The organism is Aeromonas lusitana, assembly GCF_002812985.1.
Lineage (GTDB): Bacteria > Pseudomonadota > Gammaproteobacteria > Enterobacterales > Aeromonadaceae > Aeromonas > Aeromonas lusitana.
Map to the genome: position 1 here is coordinate 120,894 of NZ_PGCP01000036.1, position 11,323 is coordinate 132,216.

The 11,323-nt window shown below is 62.4% G+C and carries 12 protein-coding genes; 3 read left to right on the forward strand and 9 right to left on the reverse strand.

What is annotated here, in order from left to right:
- Positions 1-129: 129 nt before the first annotated feature.
- On the forward strand, positions 130-624 hold the full coding sequence (locus CUC44_RS18155; RefSeq protein WP_100861268.1) for a glycine zipper domain-containing protein: 495 nt from the start codon (positions 130-132) through the stop codon (positions 622-624).
- A gap of 56 nt (positions 625-680) precedes the next feature.
- Here CUC44_RS18155 and CUC44_RS18160 read toward each other — a convergent pair whose 3' ends face one another.
- The 6 genes from CUC44_RS18160 to CUC44_RS18185 form a co-directional block, all read right to left on the reverse strand.
- Entirely contained in the window at positions 681-1,637 is a 957-nt protein-coding gene (locus CUC44_RS18160) for a D-2-hydroxyacid dehydrogenase (RefSeq protein ID WP_100861269.1), read from the reverse strand.
- 117 nt (positions 1,638-1,754) lie between these two features.
- Entirely contained in the window at positions 1,755-2,507 is a 753-nt protein-coding gene (locus CUC44_RS18165) for a DUF3530 family protein (RefSeq protein WP_100861270.1), read from the reverse strand.
- A gap of 108 nt (positions 2,508-2,615) precedes the next feature.
- The gene (locus CUC44_RS18170; protein WP_100861271.1) at positions 2,616-3,227 is read right to left on the reverse strand and encodes a DUF2238 domain-containing protein; all 612 of its coding nucleotides are present in this window, start codon (positions 3,225-3,227) and stop codon (positions 2,616-2,618) included.
- A 199-nt stretch (positions 3,228-3,426) separates the two neighbouring features.
- Complete coding sequence (gene efp / locus CUC44_RS18175; protein WP_011707002.1) at positions 3,427-3,993, reverse strand: elongation factor P; 567 nt, start codon at positions 3,991-3,993, stop codon at positions 3,427-3,429.
- A 44-nt stretch (positions 3,994-4,037) separates the two neighbouring features.
- Positions 4,038-5,225, reverse strand: a complete 1,188-nt coding sequence (gene earP, locus CUC44_RS18180) for an elongation factor P maturation arginine rhamnosyltransferase EarP (protein WP_100861272.1) — start codon at positions 5,223-5,225, stop codon at positions 4,038-4,040.
- Between the two features lie 108 nt (positions 5,226-5,333).
- Positions 5,334-6,377, reverse strand: a complete 1,044-nt coding sequence (locus CUC44_RS18185; RefSeq protein WP_100861273.1) for a GMP reductase — start codon at positions 6,375-6,377, stop codon at positions 5,334-5,336.
- A gap of 406 nt (positions 6,378-6,783) precedes the next feature.
- Between CUC44_RS18185 and rloA3 the strand changes: the two genes are divergently transcribed.
- A complete protein-coding gene (gene rloA3 / locus CUC44_RS18190) occupies positions 6,784-7,290 on the forward strand; it encodes a retropepsin-like aspartic peptidase RloA3 (protein ID WP_167388950.1) in 507 nt (168 codons plus the stop codon).
- A 64-nt stretch (positions 7,291-7,354) separates the two neighbouring features.
- On the opposite strand, the gene CUC44_RS18195 is transcribed toward rloA3, so the two are convergent.
- The 3 genes from CUC44_RS18195 to CUC44_RS18205 form a co-directional block, all read right to left on the reverse strand.
- Positions 7,355-8,812 carry an ATP-binding protein gene (locus tag CUC44_RS18195; RefSeq protein ID WP_100861275.1) on the reverse strand — a complete coding sequence of 486 codons (1,458 nt, stop codon included), beginning with the start codon at positions 8,810-8,812 and terminating at the stop codon, positions 7,355-7,357.
- Positions 8,809-9,501: a response regulator gene (locus CUC44_RS18200; protein WP_100861276.1), complete on the reverse strand. Its 693-nt coding sequence runs from the start codon at positions 9,499-9,501 to the stop codon at positions 8,809-8,811. The genes CUC44_RS18195 and CUC44_RS18200 overlap by 4 nt, the downstream gene beginning before the upstream one ends.
- An 85-nt stretch (positions 9,502-9,586) precedes the next feature.
- On the reverse strand, positions 9,587-10,405 hold the full coding sequence (locus tag CUC44_RS18205) for an SDR family oxidoreductase (RefSeq protein WP_100861277.1): 819 nt from the start codon (positions 10,403-10,405) through the stop codon (positions 9,587-9,589).
- Between the two features lie 243 nt (positions 10,406-10,648).
- On the opposite strand from CUC44_RS18205, the gene CUC44_RS18210 reads away from it, so the two are divergent.
- Positions 10,649-11,290, forward strand: a complete 642-nt coding sequence (locus CUC44_RS18210) for a class I SAM-dependent methyltransferase (protein WP_100861278.1) — start codon at positions 10,649-10,651, stop codon at positions 11,288-11,290.
- Positions 11,291-11,323: the final 33 nt, after the last annotated feature.

The window sequence follows — 11,323 nt, forward strand, 5'->3', positions numbered from 1 at the left end:
TTAATCGGATGATGTCGCCGAGGGGAGACAGTTTGCCCGCCAGTTGATCGTGCGCGACCCCAGTAGCGGAGTTTTCGGCGCTTTGTATAGTGCAGGAAAATAATCAATCAGGTTTGACAGGAGTACTCCATGGACGCGAAAAAACACGGCATGGGCGCGATGGCGCTGTTGGGAGCGCTGCTGCTGGCCAGCGGTACAACGCAGGCTTCGGAAACCCTCAATACCATACTCGGCGGCGGCGCCGGCGGGGTGGCAGGGACCATGATCGGCAAACAGCTGGGTGGTGATACCGGCGCCCTGGTGGGGGCTGCGCTCGGCGGTGCCGCCGGTGGCGCGGCGACCGCCGACAAGGGCAACAAGAATGAGGCCGCACTGGGCGGCGCCGTCGGCGCTTTGGGTGGGGCCGCCATCGGCAAGAGCGTAGGCGGCGACACCGGCCGCCTGATTGGGGCCGGCATCGGCGGCGCCGGTGGCTCGGCCATAGGCGCGAGAACCGGCGACGGCCACGAGAGCAAGAACGACTACCGGGGTGGTCACCGCTACCGTGGTGACAACGGCTATCACAATGGCCATCACAAGCATCACAAGAAGTACAAGAAGCGCAGATGGCACGACGATGACTGAGGTCATCCCGAGTTGATAGAAAAAGGGGCCATTGGCCCCTTTTTCGTGTCCGCTATCTAGACCAGGCGATGCTGGCGCCGGCCCAGTGCGAAGGCGTTGATATTGTCTATCAGCTGATCGGCGAGGCGCTGCATCGACTCCTCGCTGGCCCAGGCCACGTGCGGGGTCAGGATGAAGTTTGGGTATTGCAGCGCCCGCATCAGCGGGTGATCCGGGGGCGGTGGCTCCTGACTCGCCACATCGAAGCCGGCACCGCCGAGTCGGCCGTTGGCGAGCGCCATCAGCAGGGCCTGCTCGTCCACCAGACCGCCCCGGCCCACGTTGATGAGCAGGGCGCCCGGTTTCATCATGGCCAGCTCCTGCTCGCCTAGGAGGTGGCGGGTGTAGGGGGTCAGCGGGCAGTGCAGGCTGATGACATCCGAGCTTTGCAGCAGGGCTTCCAGGGGCAGCCTGTCCTCATCGCCCACGGCGCCGACCTGGCTCTGGGCATAAAAGACTTCCATGCCGATGGCACTGGCGCGCAGGCCCAGGGCCTGCCCCAGGGTGCCCTTGCCTATGATGCCGAGCCGTTTGCCGTGCAGATCCGAGATGGGGTGATCGAAGAAGCAGAACTGGCCGCTCTGCTGCCAGCGCCCCTCCAGTAGGGATTGGCGCCAGGCAAACAGGTTGCGCGACAGGGCCAGCATCAGCGCCATGGCGTGTTCCGGGACCGAGGGGCCCGAGTAGTTGCGGATGTTGCAGACGGCGACATTGGCGGCGCGGCACGCCTCCAGATCCAGGTTGTCGCTGCCGGTGGCGGCCAGGGCGATCAGTTTGAGCTCCGGCAATTGGGCCAGCTCGGCTTCGCCGATGCGTACCTTGTTGATGATGGCGATGCTGGCGCACTTGAGCCGCTCCACCACCAGTTCCGGCGCGGTATTGGGGTAACTTTGCCAGTGATGGGGAAAATCGGGGCGACCCAGATTGATGCCTGCGTCCAGGGTGTCGCTGTCGAGAAACACGATTTGCTGCATGAAGCCTCCTGCCATTGATGAGGCCATCATGCCAAAGATGGGGGCGGGATGACCAGTCCGCTGGCCTGGGGGGGGCACTCTGGCTTGGCCCAATCCTTCTGATACTCAGCGATTGGGTCAGATCCAGCCGAGGTGGGTCAGCCAGCCCTGGATGCGGCCAGGGGTTTCATCAAGCGCCATCAATGCGTAGGGGCGGTAATTGAGTTTATGGCTGCGCCGGCTCTCGCTCTTGCGCGCCTCTGCCGCCAGCAGCGGCCAGCGTCCCCCCTCCTCCTGATAGAGATCGAGCGTCGGTATGCTGGCCTGCGCCACCTGCTTGGCCAGGGTCTGGTTGCTCAGCTGATTGGGGAAGAAGCCATCCAGCAGCACCAGGGCGTCGGGGGCGGGCAGTTGCTCGCTGGCGATGAGGTTGGCGGCCCAGGCCGCGCTGGTGCCCTGTGCCAGCAGCAGCTTGAAGCCCCCCTCCTGCAGCTTAGCGTCGCTCAGCTTGACGATCCGTTCGGCAAATTGCTGGCGAAACGCATCCATGGTCTTTTGCTTCTTCTCGGCGGCGGGATCCAGCTCGGCCTGCTGGGGGGAGGGCAGCAGCAGCAGGGTATCGAACCCGAGCCGACCGAGATCCCGGGTCAGTTGCCACAGCTGGCCGCTGCGCTGCCAGTCCGGCAACAGTATGGCCAGCCCCAGGTAGCTGTCGCTGTCGTGCTTGGCGAACAGAACCCGCTGCTTGTCGACTTGCGTGCTGTCCGGGAGCCCCTTCCAGTCGCTCTCCTGCCAGTGATCGGGTGGGGCGGGGGCGTTAATCTCCATGGCTGGCAGGCTGGTGCTTGCCAGCAGACTCAATAACAGCAGTGGTAAGGATGATCTGGCCATATGCGCTCCCGGGTTCACTGGGTTAGCGGCGGCAGATCGCTTTTCTGAAGGGGTGAGCGCGTTGAATCGCGTTGTGCAGGGAAGGGGCAAGCCCCTTCCCTCAAGGATTTAAGGTCGCGCCAGTCTGGCCAGCTGGCGATCATGCAGGGGGGAGAGCAGCAGCAGGGCGCTGATGGCACCGATCAGGGCACAGAACATGTCGGACTGGGTATCCCAGGGATCCCCCTGGGTGCCGAGGAACTCATCCGCCCCCTGGCCCATCGCCAATGCTGCGCCCCATTCGATCAGCTCATAGGTGGCACTGATGGCCAGTACCACGCAGATCACCAGGAAGGTCAGCATGCGCTTGCCCTGCACATGGTGGCCGCGCAGCAGTATTTCCCGGCAGGCGAGGGCGGGGACGAAACCCTGGAAGAAGTGACCAATCTTGTCATAGGGGTTGCGGCTGAGCTCGAACCAGTGCTGCAAGTCAAAGCCAAACGGCACTCTGGCATAGGTATAAGCCCCTCCCAGTATCAGCACCAGGGCGTGCAGGAAGATGCCGAGGTAGAGCAGGCTGGTGAGGGGATAGCTGCGGTGACTCAGCAGCAGCAGCGGCATGACGATCAGCACGGGAATGACTTCCAGCAGCCAGGTCACGCGGTCATAGGGTTGCCAACCAGAGACGGCCAGCGCCAGCAGGGTGAGCAACAGCAGCAGGATTTTTTGATGCGATGTCATAGGGAGCCCGTGATGAAGGAGAAGTCTGACTTCATGGTGTAGCCCCGATTGACGCGAGATGTAAAGGGAGCAAACGAATTCTCCCTCAATCTGCGCCCCGCTGTCACTGACCAGGGCTGAATGGCCGCCGGGCAGGGGATCCATAAAGAAAAAGCGAGCCGGAGCTCGCTTTTTTCAACACTGGCGTGAAGCCGTCGGATCAGTTGACGCGACGCTTGAACTCGCCGGTGCGGGTGTCGATCTCGATCTTGTCGCCGATCTCTACGAAGGCGGCAACGGCCAGCTCGTAGGTGGTGCCTTTCAGGCGAGCAGGCTTGGTCACTTTACCGGAGGTGTCGCCACGGGCGGCCGGCTCGGTGTACTCAACTTCGCGGACGATGGTGGTTGGCAGCTCGACGGAGATGGCTTTCTCGTTGTAGAAAGTCACTTCGCAGATGTCTTCCATGCCGTCAACCATGTAGTTCAGCGCGTCACCCAGGTTGTCTTTCTCGACGTCGTACTGGTTGTACTCGGTGTCCATGAAGACATACAGGGGGTCGGAGAAGTAGGAGTAGGTGCACTCTTTACGCTCCAGTTGAACGACTTCCAGCTTGTCGTCAGCCTTGAATACGGTCTCGGTGGCGCTGCCGTTCAGCAGGCCTTTCAGCTTCATCTTGACCACGGCGGAGTTACGGCCGGATTTGTTGAATTCGGCTTTCTGGACCACCATCGGCTCGGTACCGATCATGACGACGTTACCAGCGCGGATTTCCTGTGCGGTTTTCATGTAAAAAATTCCTGTTCGTATACGGGCAGATAAAAACTGCCAGATTATATACGGCTTTCTAAAAATTTCACCAGCCGAGTGACGAGATCCCCATCGGCAAGCAACTTCTGTGACCAATCTCGCGCATGTTGTTGCCAACAGGTAGCGTATTGCGGCCATTGTGCCCAGAGTTCGCGCACATCCTCCCCCTGATTGAGGGCATGGTTGAAGGCGCGCAGCCACTGTGCCGCATCGGCTGGCAACGCCGCCAGATAATGATCGAGGAAGTCGTCCAGCTTGGCGATATGGGCCTCATCGTCCTGGGGGTAGATGTGCCAGAGGAAGGGGCGGGCGGCCCACTGGGCCCGCACGAAGGAGTCCTCGCCCCGCACCAGATTGAGATCGCAGCTCCACAGCAGCCGATCGTACCCGGCCTGATCCGTCATCGGCAGCAGCTTGATGCAAAGATTACCCGCTTGCAGCAGATTCCCTGCCTGAGCTGTGGCTATGGCGTCTTCCAGCCCGGCGCCGGTGAGCACATCCTGAAGCGAGCGACCCAGGGGCAGCAGCAGGGTGACCGGGGTGACACTTTGGCACCAGCTCGCCACCAGACTCTGGAGGGCGGCGCTCTCATAGGTAAAGAGGCTTATCCTCAGCTCGTCATCCGCCTTGGGCGGCAACCCCAGACCGGCCCAGTAGGCATTTAGGCCAGCCTCGTCCTGCTGCCACAGCTCCCGCGCCGCGATAAGCCCCTGCTCGCACAGCAAGCCGCCGGTTTTGCCAGTGAAGCCAGGGAAGAAGAAGTATTTGTTGAGACTGGTATTGCCGACCCGCTGTGGCGAGGCGAGGCCGTGGCAATCCTCAACCCAGGCCTCGGCGGAGAGGTATTCCAGATTGATCCAGCAAGGGGGCGGGCTCTGCTCGGCCATGGCTTGCACGAAGGGGGCGGGCAGTTCGCAGGCGAACGCCTCTATGACGACCCGGGCTGGAACCGTATCGGGCGCAATGGCGCCCTGCCAGCGCTGAACATAGATGCTCTCGACCCACTGACCATCCAGTGCGGGATCCAGTCCCGAACAGATGCGGGCGAAGCTCGCCAGATCGTCCACCCAGAGCCGTACTTTACCGCAACCCTCCCGCTCCAGCTGACGGGCCAGCCGCCAGGTGACGCCTATGTCGCCGAAGTTGTCCACGACGCAGCAGAAGATATCCCAGTCAAACGGGGGCAGAGAAAGAGGCGCAGGGGTCGCCATGGGTGGGCACCTATATGAAAAAGAGATAAAAAAAAACCGGTGGGCAGGGTAGCACACCGGTGATTCGGCTTCTAATGATTGGCCCCCTGTCTGGAGGCGCGTCTGGCGTTATTCCTTGCCGTAGACGTTATTTTCCTGCTCGCGTACCCGGATAAAGGTGGTGCGCTTGGTCAGTTCCTTGAGCTGGCTCGCGCCCACATAGGTGCAGGTGGAACGTACGCCGCCGAGGATGTCGCGAACGGTATTTTCCACCGGGCCGCGATAGGGCAGCAACACGGTTTTACCCTCGGAGGCGCGGTAGTCGGCGACGCCACCTGAGTGCTTGTCCATGGCGCTGGACGAGCTCATGCCGTAGAACTTCATGAAAGGGGAACCATCGACTTCCACCAGTTCGCCGCCGCACTCCTCGTGGGCCGCCAGCATGCCCCCCAGCATCACGAAGTCGGCGCCGCCGCCGAAGGCTTTCGCCACATCACCCGGGCAGGTACAGCCGCCGTCACCGACGATCTGGCCGCCCAGGCCATGGGCCGCATCGGCGCACTCTATGATGGCGGAGAGCTGGGGGTAGCCGACCCCGGTCTTGACCCGGGTGGTGCAGACAGATCCCGGGCCTATACCGACCTTGACGATGTCGGCGCCGGAGAGGATCAGCTCCTCCACCATCTCGCCGGTGACCACGTTGCCCGCCAGGATGACATGGTTCGGGCAGGCTTCGCGAATTTTGCGCAGGAACTCGACGAAGTGCTGGGAGTAGCCGTTGGCCACATCCACGCAGATGAAGCGAAGGGCACTGGACATGGCCAGGATCTGGCGAGTCTTGGTGAAGTCCTCTTCGGAGGTACCAGTCGATACCATTACGTGGCCGAGCAGGGCCGGGTCGGTTTCGTTCACGAAGGTTTGCCACTGCGCGAGGCTGTAGTGCTTGTGCACCGCCGTCATCATCTCGAAGCCGGCCAGGGTCCTGGCCATGGCGAAGCTGCCGACCGTGTCCATGTTGGCGGCGATGACGGGTACACCCTGCCATTGGGTCTGGGTGTGCTTGAAGGTGAATTGACGGGTCAGGCTGACTTGGGAACGGCTCTTGAGAGTAGAGCGCTTGGGGCGGAACAGGACATCCTTGAAACCCAGCTTCAAGTCTTCTTCGATACGCATTGATAATTCCTTTTTGAGCCTTGTCTGATGCAGCACTTTGCAGTGGCAAATTGTCGGCAGGCACAAAAAAACCGCAGGTTTTCAAGGCCTCCGGTTTACAACAGTCTAGGGAAAAATCCCTCAATAACAAGACTGATAATTCACGCATCCTTGTGGTAGCCTTTGGCGTCACAACCCGCGTTTGATAAGCGGGGTCATCCAGCACCACCTCGCTACGCTTATCCCTTGTTTCCTGCCAAGCAAATTCCTCGTCAAGCCCTGTCGTGCCGCACGCTGACACCGTGCCTGTTGACCGCTCTCGGCCTCTTACGCGGACTCTGCCAGTTGACAGTCGCCTTCGGGCTGACCACTCTGGCAGGGTGGGCCAGCGTCGGCCCGTCTCGATGAGGAAGATATTGTGCCCAGAATCTATAAAGCCTGCTGGCTGCTACTGACCAGCCTCTGCCTCTCTCCGGGCGCCTGGGCCGCCCCGACCGTTTATGGCTGGATTGAGAAGGGATTGATCATGCCGGATGCCACCTCGGCGAAGCGGGTGGCGGTGAAGATGAAGCTGGATACCGGCGCCCTGACCTCTTCCATGGATGCTCGCTCCTTGCAGCACTTCAAGCGCGATGGCAAGCCCTGGGTACGCTTCACCCTGGCACTGACCGATGCCAACACGGACAAAGAAGTGCGCCAGACCCTGGAGCGGCCGGTTGAGCGCACGGTGACGGTGCGCGGTGCCGGCGGCATGGAGGAGAGACCGACTGTGACCATGTCCATCTGTCTCGGTGACAAGGTCTACAAGGAGTGGTTCACCCTGCGGGATCGCAGCGACATGAACTATCCCGTGCTGTTGGGGCGCCGCCTCCTGGCCGAACTGGGGCCGGTGGATTCGGGGCGCACCTTCACGGTACAACCCAGCTGCGACTAGCGGCTTGCCGGCAGCCAATTCGTATCTCGTTTATAAAAACGGCCCCTAAAGGGCCGTTTTGCATTCAGGGGTGGGCAGGCGGCGCTTCCGCCTGATGGGGAATAGGCAGCCAGATGCTGACCTCCAAGCCGCCATGAGGTTGGTTGTGGACATCCAGATCCGCGCTGTGCAGCTCGGCGATGCGCCGGACTATGGCCATGCCGAGGCCGACCCCGTCCCCCTGCTGGGGATTGACCCGATAGAAGCGCTCGCACAGGCGCGACAGCGCCGCGGTGGGAATGCCGGGGCCGCTGTCGCGTACATCCACCCTGACCCGGTTGCCTTCTGCCGCGATCACCACTGCAATCTCGCCGCCGGTGGGGGTATAGCGCAGGGCGTTGTCGATGAGGTTGCCAAACATCAGATCCATCAAGATGGCCTGGCCCATCACCTGCAAGTGCTCATCCCCTTCCAGTGACAGCTGCTGCCCCTTCTTCAGGGCGAGCGGCGCCAGGGTGGCCAGGGTCCCTTGCAGCAACTGGCTCAGATCCAGCCGGATAAGCTCGGGGGCCTGCTGGTTGTCGATGCGGGCCTGGGTCAACAGCTGGCGGATCAGGCGATCGCTGCGATCGAGGGCCAGCAGCATCTTGTGCAGCGCCTGCTCGCGACTGGCGTCATCCTCGGCCGCCATCAGGTTCTCGCTGTGGATGCGCAGCACCGCCAGCGGGGTGCGCAGCTCGTGAGCCGCCTCGTTGGTGAACTGCTTCTCCCGCTCTATGGTGTCCGCCAGGGTGTGCATCAGGCGGTTGATCTCGTTGACGATGGGGGTCAGCTCCTCGGCCTTGAGGGTCAAGGTCAGGGGCTTCAAGTTGGCGGGGTGGCGTTCACTGATGGCCTGAGCCACCTGGCGCAAGGGGGAGAGGCCCGTCGAGACCAGCCACCAGAGCAGTCCGAGCAGGAAGGGCAGGGTGATGAACAGCGGCAACATGGTGAGGGTGGCCATGGTGCTGGCCAGCTCACCGCGCTCGTCGTCCCGCTCTGCGACGATGAGCCAGGTGTGCTCCTCCTCGTTGTAGAGGGTGAAGGTGCGCCACTCGTGGTGATCCTTTGTCTCGCTGTTGAAGCCGCGCTCCAGGGTGGTCAGCGGCTGGCGCGGCGCGCTCGGGGAGCGCAACAGGATGGCGCCCTGCTCATCGAGCAGCTGAAAGTAGAGGTTTCGCTCGAACTCATGGCCATAGGGGGTGAACTCACGATCCCGTCCCAGCAGGTTGAGGCTGGTGTCCTTCTGGAACTGCTCAGGGGCATTTTGCTCCCACTCCTGATAGATGGCTCCCCCTTGGGGCAGGCGCTCGTGTTGCGCCATGTAACCCTTGAGCAGCTGGTTGGTGATGCGGGCCGACTGGGCGAGGCGGGCATCGAACAGCTCCTCCATCTCATGGTTCGCCTCCAGATAACCGATGAGGCCGCTGACCGCCAGGCTGACGCTGACCAGGGCCAAAATGCCGGCGAGCAGGAAGCGACGTATGGAGCGAACACGGCTCATGAACGGGGGACTCCCACGGTCGCCGGGTTATCCAGCTGGGGCACTATGTAACCGACCCCGCGGATGTTGCGAATGAGCTCGGAGTAGAACTTCTTGCGCAGGTGATGGATGTGGACCTCCACCGCGTTGCTCTCGGCCCCTTCATCCCAGCCGTAGAGGCTCTGTTGCAACTGCTCCTTGCTCAGCACCCGGCCACATTGGCTCACCAGCTCCAGCAGCAGCTTGTATTCGTGGGGGGTGAGCTTGATGAGTTCCCCCTGGTAGCTGACCTGCTGGGCGTCCGGGTGGATCAGAATGTCGCCGTACACCAGGCTGGCCTGGGCCTGCCCCTTGCTGCGTCGCACCAGGGCGCGCAGGCGGGCGTTGAGCTCCTGCAGGGCGAAGGGTTTGACCATGTAGTCATCGGATCCCGCATCCAGCCCGACCACCCGATCGTCCAGCGCATCGCGGGCGGTGAGGATCAGCACGGGCAGCTGATGTCCCTCCCGGCGCAGCTTGCGCAGCAGACTGATGCCATCTATATCCGGCAGGTTGAGATCCAGGATCATGGCTGCGAACTCGTCGCTCTTGAGGGCGGCGAGCGTCGGCAGGCCTAGTTGCAACCAGTCTACCGTGTAGCCACTGCGGCGAAGGGCATCTTGCATGCCATCCCCCAGCATAACGTCGTCCTCTACCAGCAGGATCCGCATGTTTGCTTTTCTCCATCCATCCAAATGGCCGCCACCAAGGCCGGCGGCCTCAGTTTACATCATAGGGGGCGGCAGGTGGATACCATCACTCGGCGCCGTGCTCGGCACCCTTTGTCAATCCATGGCGGGCATAACGTTCGATGACGGTTCGCTGGCGAGCCAGCCAGCGGTCAACCAGCCAGGGGCAAAGGGCGTTGAGGCGCACCATCATGGCCTGTGGCCAGCCGAGCCAGCGGCGGCGAGTCTCGTTGCACAGGGTGATGACGGCGTATTCAGCCACCTCGAACGGGCTGTCGATGGGGGTACCGAGGGCCACGTTCATGGCGTAGGCGGCCTCGGAATCGAGCTGGGTGCGGGTGGTGCGCGGGGCGAAGTGGATGACCCGAATGCCGGAGTCTGCCAGCTCGCGGCCCAAAGCCTCGCTAAAGCCGTGCAGGGCAAATTTGCTGGCACAGTAGACGCTGTAACCGGCATGGCCGACGGCCCCCAGATTGGCCCCCACATTCATGATGACGGCGGGCTTGCGCAGCCTGGGCAAGAGGGCACGGGTGAGCTGGATCGGGGCCTCGACGTTGAGGCGCAGTTGGCGCTCGACCTGCTCCGCGCTCTGATCCTCCAGCCAGGCGAACTGAGTGGTGGCGGCGTTGTTGATCAAGACGTCCAGCCCCTCGTCGAGAGCCGGGTGTTGCAGCAGGCGTGCGCGATCGGCCGCCGAGCAGAGATCGGCGATGGCTATCTGGTGGCGTTCTGGGTAGGAGAGCTCCCGCCGCAGCCGCTCGAGGGCCGCGCCCTTGCGCCCCTGCAGCAGCAGGTGGGCCCCTTGCGCCGCCAGCTCCTGGGCCAATGCTTCGCCTATCCCGCCGCTGGCGCCGGTGAGCAGCACGAGTCTTCCTTGCAGTTTCATGGTGAGGTGTCCATCGATGAAGGCACAAGCCGAGATAAGGGGCTGCCCGGGAGTCTTAAGAGAGCCGATGTCGGCGCCTGTTACCGGCAAGGATAGGGGGGAAGGCTTAAGGAACACTTAAGAGCTTGATAATGGAGCCATCCTCTGCGCGGGAAGGGAGGCCAAACGGGTAAAATGACTTGTCAGGTCTGGTCCGGGCAGGCACCCTGCCGGGGTCGAGATCCCCCATAGCGAGAACCCCAGATGCCGTCCTCTCCCTCCTGCCCGCTCTGCGACCATACCCAGAGCTACCCGCTCCCCGTTGCCGGCAAGGATTACCATCGCTGCCTCGGCTGCGAGCTGGTCTGGCTGGATCCTGCCTGCCACCTGGCCCCGGCGGCGGAGAAGGCGGTCTATGACGATCACGACAACCGGGTGGACGATCCCGGCTACCGTCGCTTCCTGATGCGCGCCTTCGGGGAGGTACTGTCCCGGCTGCCGCCGCCGGCTAGCGGCCTGGACTTTGGCTGCGGCCCAGGACCAGCCCTCATCGCCATGGGGTGTGAGGCGGGTTATCAGATGGCGGGTTATGACAAGTTCTATGCCGACGAGCCTGAGTTGTTGACGAGAAAGTATGATTTCATCACCAGCACAGAGGTGATCGAGCACATTGCCGATCCCAAGGGGGTCCTGAACCGGCTCTGGGACTGCCTGAAACCCGGTGGCCTGCTGGTGCTGCAGACCCAGCGGGTGCTGGGGGACGAGCGCTTTATCACCTGGCGCTACCGCCACGACCCAACCCATATCACCTTCTTCGCCGAGGCCTCGTTCCGCACTCTGGCAGCCCGCTGGCGGGCCGGGGTCAAATTCCCCCATCAGGATGTGGTGATCTTCACCAAACCCTGAGAACCTGCCCATGCTCTTACTGCGAGGTCGTGA